At 66.6% G+C, this 14,108-nt stretch carries 17 protein-coding genes; 8 read left to right on the top strand and 9 right to left on the bottom strand.

The window, feature by feature from the left end; genetic code table 11:
- Nucleotides 1-248: 248 nt before the first annotated feature.
- From ACWESM_RS18430 to ACWESM_RS18415, 4 genes are all read right to left on the bottom strand, one after another.
- Nucleotides 249-473, bottom strand: a complete 225-nt coding sequence (locus ACWESM_RS18430; protein ID WP_452492729.1) for a hypothetical protein — start codon at nt 471-473, stop codon at nt 249-251.
- The gene (locus ACWESM_RS18425) at nt 470-721 is read right to left on the bottom strand and encodes a hypothetical protein (RefSeq protein WP_452492728.1); all 252 of its coding nucleotides are present in this window, start codon (nt 719-721) and stop codon (nt 470-472) included. The genes ACWESM_RS18430 and ACWESM_RS18425 overlap by 4 nt, the downstream gene beginning before the upstream one ends.
- Nucleotides 718-978 (bottom strand): hypothetical protein, encoded by a 261-nt coding sequence (locus ACWESM_RS18420; protein ID WP_452492726.1) that lies wholly within the window; start codon nt 976-978, stop codon nt 718-720. Before ACWESM_RS18420 ends, ACWESM_RS18425 begins: the two co-directional genes overlap by 4 nt.
- 218 nt (nt 979-1,196) lie before the next feature.
- Nucleotides 1,197-2,372, bottom strand: coding sequence for a helix-turn-helix domain-containing protein (locus tag ACWESM_RS18415; RefSeq protein WP_452492724.1), 1,176 nt, complete (start codon nt 2,370-2,372; stop codon nt 1,197-1,199).
- Nucleotides 2,373-2,807: 435 nt separating this feature from the next.
- Between ACWESM_RS18415 and ACWESM_RS18410 the strand changes: the two genes are divergently transcribed.
- From ACWESM_RS18410 to ACWESM_RS18400, 3 genes are all read left to right on the top strand, one after another.
- Complete coding sequence (locus ACWESM_RS18410) at nt 2,808-3,653, top strand: ParA family protein (protein ID WP_355073412.1); 846 nt, start codon at nt 2,808-2,810, stop codon at nt 3,651-3,653.
- Nucleotides 3,653-4,444, top strand: a complete 792-nt coding sequence (locus tag ACWESM_RS18405) for a hypothetical protein (RefSeq protein WP_355073410.1) — start codon at nt 3,653-3,655, stop codon at nt 4,442-4,444. Before ACWESM_RS18410 ends, ACWESM_RS18405 begins: the two co-directional genes overlap by 1 nt.
- Nucleotides 4,445-5,065: 621 nt before the next feature.
- Nucleotides 5,066-5,587: a C40 family peptidase gene (locus ACWESM_RS18400; protein WP_397077020.1), complete on the top strand. Its 522-nt coding sequence runs from the start codon at nt 5,066-5,068 to the stop codon at nt 5,585-5,587.
- A 34-nt stretch (nt 5,588-5,621) separates the two neighbouring features.
- Here the strand turns inward: ACWESM_RS18400 and ACWESM_RS18395 are convergent, their stop codons facing one another.
- Together ACWESM_RS18395 and ACWESM_RS18390 are read right to left on the bottom strand one after the other, a co-directional pair.
- Nucleotides 5,622-6,806 carry a hypothetical protein gene (locus tag ACWESM_RS18395; protein ID WP_364434175.1) on the bottom strand — a complete coding sequence of 395 codons (1,185 nt, stop codon included), beginning with the start codon at nt 6,804-6,806 and terminating at the stop codon, nt 5,622-5,624.
- A 44-nt stretch (nt 6,807-6,850) separates the two neighbouring features.
- Nucleotides 6,851-7,555, bottom strand: a complete 705-nt coding sequence (locus tag ACWESM_RS18390) for a YoaK family protein (protein ID WP_397278824.1) — start codon at nt 7,553-7,555, stop codon at nt 6,851-6,853.
- Nucleotides 7,556-7,779: 224 nt separating this feature from the next.
- Here ACWESM_RS18390 and ACWESM_RS18385 point away from each other — a divergent pair, with 224 nt between their 5' ends.
- The 3 genes from ACWESM_RS18385 (at nt 7,780) to ACWESM_RS18375 (ending at nt 11,397) form a co-directional block, all read left to right on the top strand.
- On the top strand, nt 7,780-8,730 hold the full coding sequence (locus tag ACWESM_RS18385; RefSeq protein WP_452492722.1) for an acyl-CoA dehydrogenase family protein: 951 nt from the start codon (nt 7,780-7,782) through the stop codon (nt 8,728-8,730).
- Nucleotides 8,731-9,550: 820 nt separating this feature from the next.
- The gene (locus ACWESM_RS18380; protein WP_355073403.1) at nt 9,551-10,552 is read left to right on the top strand and encodes an ATP-binding cassette domain-containing protein; all 1,002 of its coding nucleotides are present in this window, start codon (nt 9,551-9,553) and stop codon (nt 10,550-10,552) included.
- Nucleotides 10,549-11,397 carry an ABC transporter permease gene (locus tag ACWESM_RS18375; RefSeq protein ID WP_355073401.1) on the top strand — a complete coding sequence of 283 codons (849 nt, stop codon included), beginning with the start codon at nt 10,549-10,551 and terminating at the stop codon, nt 11,395-11,397. The genes ACWESM_RS18380 and ACWESM_RS18375 overlap by 4 nt, the downstream gene beginning before the upstream one ends.
- Before the next feature lie 15 nt (nt 11,398-11,412).
- On the opposite strand, the gene ACWESM_RS18370 is transcribed toward ACWESM_RS18375, so the two are convergent.
- Nucleotides 11,413-11,625: a hypothetical protein gene (locus ACWESM_RS18370; RefSeq protein WP_355073399.1), complete on the bottom strand. Its 213-nt coding sequence runs from the start codon at nt 11,623-11,625 to the stop codon at nt 11,413-11,415.
- Nucleotides 11,626-11,731: 106 nt separating this feature from the next.
- Here ACWESM_RS18370 and ACWESM_RS18365 point away from each other — a divergent pair, with 106 nt between their 5' ends.
- Together ACWESM_RS18365 and ACWESM_RS18360 are read left to right on the top strand one after the other, a co-directional pair.
- Nucleotides 11,732-12,259, top strand: coding sequence for a peptidylprolyl isomerase (locus ACWESM_RS18365; RefSeq protein WP_356963240.1), 528 nt, complete (start codon nt 11,732-11,734; stop codon nt 12,257-12,259).
- A gap of 4 nt (nt 12,260-12,263) precedes the next feature.
- Entirely contained in the window at nt 12,264-13,136 is an 873-nt protein-coding gene (locus tag ACWESM_RS18360; protein ID WP_356963241.1) for a rhomboid family intramembrane serine protease, read from the top strand.
- Between the two features lie 66 nt (nt 13,137-13,202).
- Here ACWESM_RS18360 and ACWESM_RS18355 read toward each other — a convergent pair whose 3' ends face one another.
- Entirely contained in the window at nt 13,203-13,688 is a 486-nt protein-coding gene (locus tag ACWESM_RS18355) for a PH domain-containing protein (RefSeq protein WP_452492719.1), read from the bottom strand.
- Nucleotides 13,689-13,777: 89 nt separating this feature from the next.
- Nucleotides 13,778-14,041, bottom strand: coding sequence for a cell division protein CrgA (gene crgA, locus ACWESM_RS18350; RefSeq protein WP_039803465.1), 264 nt, complete (start codon nt 14,039-14,041; stop codon nt 13,778-13,780).
- Nucleotides 14,042-14,108: the final 67 nt, after the last annotated feature.

Below are 14,108 nucleotides of genomic sequence, written 5' to 3'. Positions count from 1 at the left end.
CATGCGGCTCTATCGGGCCCGCCCGACAGGCGTTACCGCGGCGTCGCCCGGCTCGCACGATCCGGCAGGACGCCGCCCGCGGGCGAGTGCCCGCCGCTCGGCGTCGCGACGGCAGTCGTCGAGGGTCTGCCCGATCATGATCGGGCAGGGATCGAGTCCCTCGCGGTCCGTCGTGACCACCCATCGCCCGTGCGACCCGATCGGGCGCGCCCACGAACCGTCGGCGAGCTCGACCGGCGGCTCGCCGGTCACAGCGCGGTTCCGATCTCGTACCCGGCGACCGACGGCCGCCACGCGCGGGCGCCGTCGACGACGTGCTCGCGGACCAGGCCGAGGCCGACCAGCGCGGAGAGATCGCGCTCGAGGCGTGCCGGATCCTGGGCGCATCGGCGGCCGAGATCGACCGCGGTCACCACATGCTCGCCGCCGTGCTCGACCAGAGCCTCGAGCGTGGACAGCTCGCCCGCGGTCACCGTGGCACCTCGACGTCGACCACGGACGACGGCGTGATGTCGATCGGATCGCCGAGCGGGCCGAGTGCTGCCTGTGCCTCGGCGTCGAGATCGGGATCCGGCCGGAATGCGGCCACCGGGTAGGCGATCCCGTACTCGTCGACGGTCCACCACGAACCGTCGTCGCGCTGTAACCAGCCGACGGGGGCGTTGTCCTCCCAGACGGGGGCGTCGTCCTCGTCGCGCCGAGCGACGTACGCGGCGGTCATGGCAGGTTCCTCGACGAGCGGTAGTCGGGGACCATGTGCTTGGCCTCGACGAGGATCTTTTGCGCGGCGCGCTTGCGGGCACAGCTGTCGGCGGGGCATCCCGCGTGCCGCTGCATCGCGAGGTGCGCGCCCTCGATGGTGAACGGCCGCTCGGGCGCCTCGTGCGGCCAAGCGTGGGGCAGCATTTCGCGCCCGGTCAGCTCGTCGTCGAGCTTGATGAGTTCTCGCAGTTCTCGGTTTCCGTTGGATGCGGCCATGGGCCACCCCCCGTGTGCGTGCGTCGGATGGGACGGGGCACCCGGCGCCGGGGCGTTGCGAGGGGGCGGCCCTGCAAGCTACCCGACGCCGAATGCCCTCAGAGGGTCCCGCGCCGGGCAGCCTTGCCGCACTGACAGTTTCGGGTCGTGTCGACCCGAACTAGTACTTTCAACCGATCCATTTCATCGCACCGACATGAAATGAAATTCGCGCCAGCTCAGGCACCGAGCCGGACGAGATCGGCGAGATCGCGCATCTCGGGTGTGAGTGTGCGCCGTCGCGTGACGAGCTCGCCGACGACGTCGCGCGCGTACCGCTGCTGCGGCAGCCACTCCGGGCCGATCGCGGCGAGCTCGCGCAGCTCTCCCATCGCCTCGTCCCAGTCTCCGAGCTGAACATGAGCGTTGGCGACGTCGAGGCGGTGTCGCAGCCGACCGGCCGCGCGCGGCAGGAATTCCGCCGGCGGGGTGCGCTCGGCGAGCGCGAGCGCGAGCCGAGGCTGTTCGTTGAGCGCGGCGGCCTCGACGGCGACATGCTCGACCGTGATCGGCCCGAACTGGCGCGTGGTCGACGCCTCGGTGAGCACCTCGCGGCCGATGCGAGCCGCCGCCGAGCGGGCGAGCCCGAGCGCGTCCTCGTACTCGTGCACGCGGGCGTCGCGGATCGCGATGGTCGCGACCAGCAGCCACAAACGACCCCACCCGGCGAGGACGGCGAGAGGCGCCCGCGAGAACCTGGGCTCGATCCGGTCCGCCCACCCCATCGCGAGCTCACGCGCGGCCATGAGGTGACCCTGTCGCAGCTCGCCCCACGCTCGTGTTGCCACGGCCGCCGCCGCGGTGGCCTCGTCCGGCGCCGCCTCGATCGCCTGATCGAGCACGAGGGCGCCGTCCTCCCACTGTCTGTTCTGAACGAGCAGCCAGCCCGTCATGCCGAGCGCATGGCTGCGCAGGCCGCGGTCACCGACGAGCGCGGAGTCGCGCAGCAGGGCCGGGATCGCGGTCGCCATGGCGGCGTACTCGTGCTCGCCCATGAGCTGTTGGAGCCGCAGCAGCTCGGCGCGGACGTCGGCGACCGTGACGGGGTCGTCGCCGTCGGCCTCGGGCGGTGCGGCCAGAGCATGCCGGACCGGCGCCCACAGATCGAGCGTCGCATCGTCGGCGGGCTCGGCGTCGCCCGCGGTGCCGAGCAGGGTTGATGTGGTCGTGCCGAGCGCCTCGGCGATCTTGCGCACGGTGCTGAGTCGGGGAGTGCTGTCGTAGCCGTGCTGTTCGAGGCGGGCTATCAGGGTCGGGGAGACCCCGGCCGCGGCGGCGAGTTCGGGCTGTGTGAGGTGCCTGCGCTTGCGGGTGGCTGCGATGCGGTCGCCGATGTCGCGAGTAGAGTCGGACACTGATTCCTCCGAGTCGGGAGTCCGACCCCCGGGCGGGTGCAACCGCCGCGGGGGACATTTCTGTCAAGGGTACGCCCGGACGGTGGACAGATCCCGTGGACGGCGTCCACGAATCGGCCTATTCTGAGTCCCGACCAAACCCGACGAATCCCGATGAATCCCGACGAACCGCAGGACAGGACGACATCGCCGCAGGTGGGAAGGGTGATCCGAAGGGGTTCGATTCCCCTAGGCTCCACTGATGACCTGAAACGCTTCGTTCCGGTGCGGCGGCCTACCGCTGGTGCGTTGGTGTACGCACCCGAGCTTCGAGGCCGATACGGATAACGGGCGTCCCCCCGACGAATTTCGAGTCGGCAGCAGCGGGAACACGGGCTCGCCGTCCCGGCGGGGTGGTGAAATTTCCGGCCGGATAGCCGGAACCTTTGTGTCCAATTGGACACAGAGCGGCAGCGGCACAGCCGCGACAAGGCGCCGCAATCAGACGATATTCGTCGATACTGTGCCAGACTGGCCCGGCACAGTAATACACTCCTCACCCTCGGAGGAACGTCAATGACGAATTCTGTTGCGCCACTCGAATTGCCCGAACCTCTGGTCATCACGCTGGGGAATCTCAAGGGCGGTGTCGGCAAAACGACATCAGCGTTCTTCTTGGCGAGCTACTTCGCTTCTGTTCACGAACTGCGGGTGCTGGTGATCGACGCCGACCCGCTCAGCCAGACCGGCTACTCCTGGTACCGGCGGCTGGTCAAGGGGGGCATCGAAGTGCCGTTCCATCTGGTCGCGTTCCCGTCGCGGCATGTCGGCGACTGCATAACGGACAATGCCGCCGATTTCGACGTCATCATCGTGGACGCCGGGGGTGAGTCGGCCGATATCTTCAAGGCCGCTGTTCCGGAGAGCGACGAGCTGTTGCTGTTGACGAGTGTGAGCCCGTCGGAAGTCAAACGCGTGCCGAGTACGTTCAAAGCCGCTGAGGAGGCGGCGGCCGACACCGACCGGGAAATCCGGGTGCGGGTGCTGATGACCAAAGTCCCGGTGATCATGAAGAAAGGCGTCAATGTCTCGACCGAATACCGTGCGCAGCGGGGCCATTTGGAAAGCGCGGGCTACGACGTATTCGATTCCTATTTGAGCGCCTGGAAATGGTATCGGGAGGCGGCCGACGGGGAGGTGGGGGAGGGCGCCGAGAATCCGATCGAGGATTTGGGCGAGTACCGCAAGGTGGGCGACGAGCTGCTGAGCGCGTATCGCGCCCTGCTGGAGGTGCCTGCCTGATGCCTCCACAACGCAGGAAGGGTTCGATCGGCGGGGCGAATCCGCTATCCGACGGCGCCGAGCACACGCCACCGGTGTCCCCGCTGCGCGACGCCGAATGGCGGCGGTCGAAGCCGGCCGTGAGCCCGAATGTCTTGACCATGCCGGTGCCGGACGCGGGTGACGGACCCCTGAGCGACCGAGAACGGGCGCAGTTGACGGCGTGCGAGTCGTCGATCGACACGCTGCGGATCGCATTCTGGGCCGCCGGGCGTGCGCTGCAGATCGTGCGGGACGGCAGGCTCTACCGCGACAGCCACGAGACGTTCGACGACTACGTGGAACAGCGGTGGGATATGCAGCGGTCGTACGCGCACAAGCTGATTCGCGCTTGGCCGCTCGCCGCGCGGCTGCAGCCGGTCGCGCCCGCGATCAACGAGGGCCAGGTCCGCGAACTGCTGCCGGTGGCGGCCGAATACGGGGAAGACGCTGCGGTCACCATCTACACCACCGTGGCGGCGGGTGCCGACGTGAAGGTCACCGCGGGAAAGCTCCGGCAGGCGGTGGCGCTGCTGCCCGAACGCTATGACGAAGAAGTGGTGGTCGAGCGTCTCCAAGCGTGGCTGCGCGGCGAACTGCCGGGCGACCCGACCGATCGCTCCGCCGACATCTTCACCGCCATGGAATCCCGGCTCGCGGCGCTGACGAAACGCGTGGTCAAAGGATCCAGCGACGACCCACGCGCGGCGCGCGAGTTCGCGGCCAAGCTCCGTACGATCGCCGAGCAGATCGAGGAACAGATCACCGCGTGAAATCCCAGTCGGCGACGGCCCCGCAGCGGAATGTTTTCCCTGCGGGGTCATTGCGTATAGGGGAACGAATTGCGAGACGCGGAATTATCGTTGCGGGTGCCGGAACGAGTTATTATTTCGTTATGGAAATAAAGGTGTGTTGTGCTTTACGTGATGCAAACTATGCCGAAAGGTGAATACTCGGATCGGATCCGCTGGACTGACGAAGCACCGTGATGGTTTTCGAATCAATTCGAGGTCTTTGGTGAAGTCCGTCGCGCCACGCATGGCGGCGTCGTATGGCTCCGCCGGAGGCCGGCGATATGAGCATCGGAGGACCGCATCATGGCATCATCGACCGACGACCGATATATCCGCTACCTGCGACGTGCTGTGCTCTGGGCACTCGCCACCGGAGCGGCCGCATTCATCGGCGTGTTGTGCAACGCAGGGGAGGCATCGGCCCAGCCGGTGACCATTCCGGGCGTGGGAACGTTCGAGATTTCCGACTACATTCCCCTGAACAACGCCATACTCCCCGTCACCGAATCTCCGGTGACCGCGGGGTTCTCGGATATCGAGAACATCGCGGGTACCCCGGTTCCGCAGATCGAGATCGCGCCTGCCACGCTCGGCCCGGCGATCGAGTCCCCGGTTTCGGTGAAGATTCCCGTAATCGAGCTGCCGTTACCGACGACTGTGCCCGCGATCGAGATCCCACTGATCGGCGTGCTTCCGGAGATCGAGATCCCTTTCCTCGGTGACCTCCCGCAGATCATGCCTCGGGCGCCCACTCCGCCCGCCGCGGTGATTCCGCAGAGGACCGCCGGTGAGATGGCCGTCGACGCGGCACGAACCAAACTCGGTTCCGATTACAGCTATGGCGCCGTCGGCCCAGACTCCTTCGATTGCTCCGGGCTTGTGCAGTGGTCCTACGAGCAGGCCGGCGTGGAGCTGCCACGCACCAGCTACGACCAGCTCGCCGCCGGAACGCCGGTACCGCTCGACGAACTGCGTCCCGGCGACATGGTCTCGTTCTACGGCGGAAGCCACTCCGCCCTCTACGCAGGCGACGGCAAAGTCATCCACGCATCGACATACGGCACGGGCGTGACCACTTCCCCCCTCTCCTCGATGCCGGTGACAGGCGCCCGCCGATTCTGATTCCCTTTGGTGCAGCCGCACCGCAGTTCGCAGGTCAGGGAGAGACCGCCGCCGCTTCCAGTGCGGCCAGCGTCTCGGCATCCGGCCAGTGGCGGATTTCGTAGCGGCGAGGTGAGAGATCCGGGACCGGAGTGAGGCCGGTCAGTCCCACGACAGCATCGAACGGGACCTCGAAAAGACGCTCCAATTCACCTCGGTCGTCACGGCAGAAGGCGACGTAGTCGGCCTCCGGGAGCAAGTAGTCGACACCCTCCCCCCAGACGGTGATCGTGAAGGGACCGTTGTCGCCATGGCCGTACATGACCGAACCGACATAGGCGGACTCGAGGTCATAGGGCGTGAATTCCAGATCGCGCTCGACGATCTCATTGAGAATCTGAGCCTGCGCGTCGTATTCGGTGACCGCCAAACCGCATCGGGCCCGCTGCACGGCGGGCAGGTGGCGGTGCGCGGGCGAACGATCGAGCGGAATGACCGCGCCACTGTCGTCCACGGTGTACCCCTGTGGCGAGACCGGCCGGGACGCGTCACGGTACTGCTCTTCCACCACCTCGAAGATCGGCTCGAGATCGTCCGCACCGGTCGCGAGGATGAGCGTGTCGACATCGGGCATGAAGGCGACAGGTGGTCGGGTTCCGAAGCCGGAACCGGCTAGCCAGCCGGGGAACAGCGGCCATGATGTGCAGTAGCCGTCGCCGTCGTCGACGAATTGCAGGATGCCGTCTTCCTCTATGTCGGTGAAACTCACTATCGCGCCGAGGTTCTCGCGCGCCGCCGCGAAAACCTCCTCGGGACTCACATCCCATTCGCGCAACGACGCGTAGGTGACGATCGATCGGGTGTGGGGCAAATCGATGGCCACCATCTCGTCCACGAATGGAAACGCGGAGCGAGCGATCGGCCGCGACTCCGGTTCGACGCCTGCGCCGAAGCTGTTGGGACGCAATACCGGCCGCAGCATGGACCGCACCGAAGGCCAACCCGGCGCGGGGGCGCGTAGCTCACGCACAGCGTCGCAGTGCTGTGCGACCCGGGCATCGCGCTCCGTGGCATCGAGCTCACGCGTTTCGCGAAAGATGTTGTGCAGGTCGAGAAACAGATCGCCGACGTGTATCGCGAACTCGTCCGGTTCGTATTCGACATCGGTTTCGCCCAGCGCCGCCAGATGCTGCATGACGAGCGCGGCGAAGGCGGCGGCTTCGTCTTCGATATTCTGCACGCGGCCACGGTAGTCGCGAAGTCCCGCGGTCACCCGGCGGTGGCTTACCGCGGGAGGGGACCGTGCCGATCCAGGTGCAGATAGGTGTAGCCGGTGACGAGCAGGCACACTACTGTCGCGGTGATCAGCATGGCCCAGCCGGCGACCACCAGGCTCAGCAGTCCGCCGAGCAGCGCGCCGAGCGAGAAACCGGCATAGAGCAGGAAGTACCCGAGCCAGTCCGCGTAGTCGCCACCGCTGAGGTGGCGTTCGACACCTTGCCCCAGCTTGACGAGCGTCCCGGTGACGTAGCTGAGCGGTATGGAGACCTCACCGTTGCGGACGAACGATGTGTTGAGCGCGCCGACGCCGAAGGCGACGAACAAGATCGGCAGCAGACCGATCGGCTTGCTGGACGTCTGGTATTCGAGCAGGTCGACGGCCGAGGCCAGCGCCAGGCAGACAGTGGTGAGCAGAGTGGGCCCGTGCGGGTGCCCGGACCAGTAGCGTCTGCGGCACCATGAGGCCACCACGACACCGGACAGGAAGGACATCAGCAATCCGGCGGCCGCCAAACCCATGTCCGATTCGTCGTGAAAGTACCCGAGGACGGCCCGTTCGGTATTGCCCGTCATGAAAGTGACGAAATAGCCGGCGGTATGCATGAACGCCGCCGCACCGATCAACCCGGCGAGTGCCGCCAGCACCCAGGACAGTCTGGCTTCGGAGTCGAAAAGTGCCTTCTTGCGATCTTCTTCCAGTTCCGGCACAGGTCGAACTCCTTCCGGTACGGCGCGGCAGTTCAGTCAAGCAGGCTCGTCGACGGAATCGGCCCACGCAGGGCCGACCGTTGCTCATAGATCGCCGGCATTCCGGGCACGTTCCGTCGACGCATGCTCCCACGCGATATCGAAGCGCCGTTTCACCCTGGTCGGCGGGCCGTCGTCCGCACCGAGCCCTCTCGAGCGAGTCGCTGCTCGGTTACCGTGCTGAGGTGGATACTCTGCTCGACTTCCTGCTGACCGAGCCGGTGGCGGCCGCGCCGCTCGATGACGTCGCCGCGGCGTGGACGCGACATCGTGTGGCGGCGAATCGTTTCGAGCAGCCGGTGGAGGTGTCGATCGCGGGCGGCTTCGGAGCCGACCGGCTCGGGTTCGCCTTCCTGTCCGGTTATCAGGAAGCGCTGCGGACGCTGATTCCCGACCTGCCGGACGACGAACTGGTCGCGATGTGCGCCACCGAGGAAGGCGGCGGTCACCCCGCCGCGATCCGCACCAAGCTCACCGAGCGGGACGGTGTCTGGCTGCTCGACGGCACCAAGTCGTTCGCGACCATGGGCTCTTACGCCCGACAGCTGGTGGTGATCGCCAGTGTCGGCACGGCGCCGGACGGGCGGAACCGGTTGCGCGCCTGCACGGTCGAGACGGGGGAACCAGGCGTGCGCCTGACCGATCATCCCGCGCTGTCGTTCGCGCCCGAGGTCCCGCACGCGTCGGTCGTGCTGACCGGCGTGCCGGCGCTGCCGCTTCCCGGTGACGGATATCTGGACTACCTCAAGCCGTTCCGGACGATCGAGGACATCCACGTGCTGGCCGCCACGCTGGGCTGGCTGGTGCGGGTGGCTCGGGTGTCGCAGTGGCCGCGCGCGAGTCGGCAACGACTGTTGACACTGGTGGCCGCCGTGCGCGGCCTGGACATCGATGCGCCGGGTGCTGCCGGGGTGCACATCGCCCTCGGCGGGGTCTTCGATTCGTTCGGTGACGTGCTGGCCGAGCTCGAGCCTTTGTGGCAGTCCGCCGACCCCGTGACACGGCAGCGGTGGGAGCGTGACCGGCCGCTGCTCGCCACCGCCGGGCGCGTGCGCGCGCAACGCCTCGCCGCCGCGTGGCGGGCGGTGGAACCGGGCGCGACCACCAAGCGGGAACAGGGGTCTGACCTGGTCTGAAAATGGGGAGCGGGCCTCGGCGAAGGGGGGGAGTTAGCCGAGGCCCGCGTAGGGTCGGCCCGGGGGGGAGGGGCCGACGAGAACGATGCTACTCGATGATGTGTGTTTGTGTGTGCGGGGGGACGGCCGCGCTCCAAGTTTTTTTGGGTGGGCTTACTTTCTGGATGCCGCATGGCAGTTGTCCCTGGCCCCTCGGTCGCCAACGCCATTCCCGCCTGTTCGCTTAGTGTTTGCCAAAAGTGTTGTACAGCAAGCGTTTCCATGGCTGTACGGCAGCATGACCTGCTGCGGATACGCGTTGTGCACAACATGCCGACCGGTCGCCGAAGAAAGGAATCCACGAGAACGTTCGGGCGTGTCCGCCATTCCGGGCGTGGTGCCGCCCGCGCGCATGGACCGAATGTGTCGTACCCCGATGCGAACATGTGTTCGTGATCACCGACTGGACCGTTCGCGTGGAGCGCCCCCGCTCGCCGCGACAACGCGCATGCGAATTTCCGTCATCCGAGTACGGGTCCTCGGCGATTCGGGTAGTCCGCTACGCGCGCTCCGGTACCCGTGCGCGCGGGATCATCGAACCGGTCGCATTCCGATCCGGTACCCCCGAGCACCGACCGGATCGGAATGCGGCCTTCTCGCGTTGCACGAGTCGTCCTTCCGGGGCAGACAGGTCTCCGGAAACAAATCGGATGAAATTGTCGGCGAGCGGGACGATACTGTGCCGAGTATCGGCCGGTGATCCGATCCAGCGAATTGATCGGCGCCCGGGGCTCCTGGGGTCGCACTCATTCGCATCGAACTCGTCAACTTCAGGAGAATCATGCCCGACGCAATAGTCGCCGAGGGTCTGGTCAAACGATACGGCCAGCTGGTGGCCCTCGACGGACTCGATCTGCGAGTCCCGGAAGGCACCGTCACCGCACTGCTCGGACCCAATGGCGCAGGCAAGACCACCACCGTCCGCGTGTTCACCACTCTGCTGGTGCCGGATGCCGGACGCGCGACGGTCGCCGGAATCGATGTGCTGCGCGATCCGCAGACGTTGCGTTCCCGCATCGGGGCGTCGGGACAGTATGCCGCGGTCGACGAATACCTCACCGGTTTCGAGAATTTGGAAATGGTGGGACGTCTTTATCACATGGGGGTGCAGCGAAGTAAGGAACGCGCGCGCGAATTGCTCGAACGATTCCGGCTCACCGACGCCGCGGACCGTCCGGTCAAGGGTTACTCCGGCGGCATGCGCCGTCGCCTCGATCTGGCGGGCGCGTTGGTCGCGAACCCTCCCGTGCTGTTCCTCGACGAGCCCACCACCGGACTGGACCCTCGTGCGCGCCTGGATCTTTGGGACGTGATCGAGGAATTGGTCGCGGGTGGGACAACGTTGCTGCTCACCACCCAGTACATGGAGGAGGCGGATCGGCTCGCCGATTCGATCGCGGTGATCGACCACGGCAAGGTGATCGCCAAGGGCACCGCGGACGAACTCAAGACCATGGTCGGCGGCGACCGCATCGAGTTGACCGTCGATCGCGTGGACAATCTCGCGACGGCCGAGGCCGCGCTGAAGAGTTTGGCGGACGGGGAGATTCATCTGGAACCAGGGTTGCGCCGGATCATCGTCCCGGTCTCCGACGGGTCGCAGGCACTGGTGGAGGCAGTGGGGCGGCTGGCCGAGCACAGCGTGCAGATCCACGACGTAGGTCTGCGCCGCCCGTCGCTGGACGACGTCTTCCTCACCCTCACCGGTCATGAGGCGGAGGCGATCGCCGCCGGTGACGCGGCGAACGACGAGCTGGGAGCTACGGAAGGAACGATCCGATGACCGCCACCGCCCCGGTCCTGGGCAGGCCCTCGCTGGGCGCGCGACTGTCCATTGTGGTCAGCGACAGTGTGACCATCGCGAAACGCAACGTCATCAAGATCAAGCGGGTCCCCGACGTCCTGATCTTCTCCACGCTCTCGCCGATCATGTTCGTGCTGCTGTTCGCCTATGTCTTCGGCGCGGCCATCGACGTCCCAGGCCTCTCCGGCGGATATCGCGAGTTCCTCATCGCGGGCATCTTCGCGCAGACCGTAGTGTTCGGTGCGACCTTCACCGGCGCCGGGCTGGCCGAGGACATGCAGAAGGGCATCATCGACCGATTCCGCTCGCTGCCGATGGCCTCGTCGGCGGTGCTGGTCGGCCGCACGATCAGCGATGTGGTGATCAACGTGGTCAGCCTGACCGTCATGTCGCTGACCGGTCTGCTCGTGGGTTGGCGCATCCGCGGTTCGTTCCTGGACGCGGTGCTGGCCTACATCCTGTTGCTGCTGTTCGCCTACGCGGTGTCCTGGATCATGGCCGTGGTCGGGCTGCTGGTGCGTGCGCCGGAGGTGTTCAACAACGCCAGCTTCATGGTGATCTTCCCGCTCACGTTCATCGCCAACACGTTCGTCCCCAGCGAGAAACTGCCCACCGTCCTGCGGGTGATCGCGGAATGGAACCCGGTGTCCGCGTTGACCCAGGCGACGCGTGAGCTGTTCGGGAACACGAGTCCGCTCGCGCCGACGCCGGATGCCTGGTCGTTGCAGCACCCGGTGATCACTTCGCTGGCCTGGGTGGTGGTGATCCTGGTGGTGTTCGTGCCGCTGGCCCTGCGCCAGTACAAGAAGACGGTCAGTCGCTGATCCGCCGCTGTCTCGTCAGTGCTCGGTCTCCACGCCGGTCTCCGCCAATGGAGTCGGCGTGGAGCCGTTGCGGGAGTATCCGATGCGCGGCGGCGCGGGCGCGGGTTCCGGCGGCTGCGGCCGCCGGGTGCGGGCCAGATAGGCCACGCCACCCGCCAGCGCGACGGCGGCGGCGAGAAGGAGCCGATTACGTGAACGCGACGAGACATGCAGGCGCCCAGAGGTCATTGGACCACTCTATGCACAGCCCGGTGATTCGCGCAGGAGGCCCAGCTCACAGCACGGTCCGGCCCAGTTCCGCGGCCGCGTCGCCGACCGTGGCACGATGGGCGGCGTGACCTCACCGAATCAGACATCCGTGGCAACGCTGCACACGAATCACGGCGATATCAAGCTCGCGCTTTTCGGTAACCACGCGCCCAAGACGGTCCGCAACTTCCTAGGTCTCGCCGACGGTTCTGCTCCCTACACCACCGCGAACGCCAGCGGAGGCAACAGCGGCCCGTTCTATGACGGCGCCCTGTTCCATCGCGTGATGGCCGGTTTCATGATTCAGGGTGGCGATCCCACCGGGACCGGTCGCGGCGGCCCCGGATACGAATTCGGTGACGAGTTCCACCCCGAGCTGCGGTTCGACCGTGGCTACCTGTTGGCGATGGCCAACGCGGGGCCCGGCACCAACGGCTCCCAGTTCTTCATCACCGTTCGACCGCAGCCGCACCTCAACCGCAAGCACACCATCTTCGGTGAAGTCGTGGACCCGGAATCCCGGAAGGTCGTCGACGCCATCGCGACCACCAGGACCGATCGCAACGACCGGCCCGTGGAGCCCGTCGTCATCACCAAGATCACGATCGAATGAGACTATGAACCCCCAGCCGCCCGCACCCACCTGCGTCCGCCATCCGAATCGCCCGACCGGCCTGGCCTGCACGCGGTGCGGGCGGCCGTCCTGTGCGGAGTGCCTGCGACCCGCGGCCGTCGGTCAGCACTGTGTCGACTGTCTGCGCGCGGATCAGCGCGACGTCGCGCCGGTGCGGACGGTCTCGGGCGCGGCAGCGCCCCGGATGTCCGCACCTTATGTGACCTATGCGCTGATCGCGATCAACGTGGTGATCTACGCGATCACCGCGGCGCAGGCCAAGAGCCTGATGGACAACCAGCGTGGCTCCGCGCTGTTCTTCGATTGGGTGCTGTTCGCACCGGCGGTCGCGGACGGCGAATGGTGGCGGGTGCTCGGTTCCGGGTTCCTGCACTACGGCCCCATCCACCTGCTGCTGAACATGTTCGCGCTGTATGTGGTGGGCCGGGATGCCGAATTGGTGCTGGGCCGGCTGCGCTACCTGGCGGTGTACCTGGTCTCGTTGCTCGGCGGGGCCGCCGGGGTCATGCTGTTGTCCCAGAACAGTCTCACGGCGGGTGCGTCGGGCGCGGTGTACGGCCTGTTCGGTGCGATCACGATCATTCTGCTCCGGTTGCGGCAGAACCCGAATCAGATGCTGATCATCATCGGCATCAACGTCTTCATCAGCCTCTCACTGCCCGGCATCTCGCTCTGGGGTCATCTCGGCGGTCTGGCCGCGGGCACCGTCGCCACGCTCGGCATTCTGTTCCTGCCGGGTTGGCTGCGAGTGCGCACTCCGCAAGCGGCACGGACAGTCGGCTGGATCGCGGTGGCGCTCGTCGCGTTCGCGGCGCTGGGGCTGGTGGCTGTGGGCGCGATCACTTCGACTGCCTGACAGCGGGATTCGCTTCACGTGAAACATTCGCGGCCGGGTTTGCCGAATGTCCCGGCCGCAGCGTCGTCAGCGGGTCTTGTCCTGGGTGAGCCGCAGGGCTTCGACCAGGTCTTGATATACGAACTCGGGATTGGCGCCCAGATCCCAGCGGCCGAAGATCAGCAGCCGGTCCACTCCGTCGTGCTGGACGTCGAGTTCCAGCATCGGCATCTTCCGCCCGAGACGGCGGTAGCTCACCACACGGGCGCGCACGATTTGCTCGGGGGTGTATTCGTCAGGTCCCGTCAGAGTGCGGACGACCATGCGTGGTTGTGTGCCGGGCACCACGGACAGTCGCGGGCGTTGCCGGAACCCGAGCGCGGCGAGGGCGAGCAATCCGGCCGCTGCCAGTCCTACGAGCAGGCGGCTCGCCGCCTCGTTGGTGACCACCGCCGCGACGGCCAACGCGACGCCGCCCGCGGCGACCGCGACGAGCGCGGAGGTAGGCGTTGTCCAGACCAGGCCCGGCTCGTCATGGTCCGGCGAGCCGGGGACCGCGGACTCCGAACTCACGGCACTCCCCAATCGCTCCTCGAGTTGTCCACAGGCTCATCCACAGGTGTGCATGAATGACACGTCTGTAATCTGCGCGATGTCGCCGCTCAGCGCCAGCGCATCGTCATGATCAGGCCCACCACCATCAGACCGAAGCCGATCAGGAAGTTCCAGGCGTTGAGATCGTTCATCCAGCTGATCTGCTCGGCCGCCAAGTAGTAGACGAGCAGCCAGGCCAGCCCAGCGAGCATGAATCCGAGCATGATGGCGACATACCAGACCGGCGACGGCCCGGCCTTCACCTTCACCGGCGTCCGGCTGGCGGGGTTGATCGTATAGTCGGTCTTCTTACGGACCTTCGACTTGGGCATGACGTCCTCGTATTCGGCGTGCAGGTCGTGGTCTCTAGGCTATCCCAACAGGTAATGGATGCGACGC

This window comes from Nocardia sp. NPDC003999, from assembly GCF_053604885.1.
The sequence above is the reverse complement of the archived record's forward strand: the minus strand, read 5'-3'. Positions and strand labels throughout refer to the sequence as shown.

Excerpts from the sequence above, each read along its gene's own strand:
- ACWESM_RS18360 (WP_356963241.1), top strand. The coding sequence starts at position 12,264 with ATGAACCCCCAGCCGCCCGCACCCACCTGCGTCCGCCATCCGAATCGC.
- ACWESM_RS18375 (WP_355073401.1), top strand. The coding sequence starts at position 10,549 with ATGACCGCCACCGCCCCGGTCCTGGGCAGGCCCTCGCTGGGCGCGCGA.
- ACWESM_RS18420 (WP_452492726.1), bottom strand. The coding sequence starts at position 978 with ATGGCCGCATCCAACGGAAACCGAGAACTGCGAGAACTCATCAAGCTC.
- ACWESM_RS18405 (WP_355073410.1), top strand. The coding sequence starts at position 3,653 with ATGCCTCCACAACGCAGGAAGGGTTCGATCGGCGGGGCGAATCCGCTA.
- ACWESM_RS18370 (WP_355073399.1), bottom strand. The coding sequence starts at position 11,625 with ATGACCTCTGGGCGCCTGCATGTCTCGTCGCGTTCACGTAATCGGCTC.
- ACWESM_RS18425 (WP_452492728.1), bottom strand. The coding sequence starts at position 721 with ATGACCGCCGCGTACGTCGCTCGGCGCGACGAGGACGACGCCCCCGTC.
- crgA (WP_039803465.1), bottom strand. The coding sequence starts at position 14,041 with ATGCCCAAGTCGAAGGTCCGTAAGAAGACCGACTATACGATCAACCCC.
- ACWESM_RS18380 (WP_355073403.1), top strand. The coding sequence starts at position 9,551 with ATGCCCGACGCAATAGTCGCCGAGGGTCTGGTCAAACGATACGGCCAG.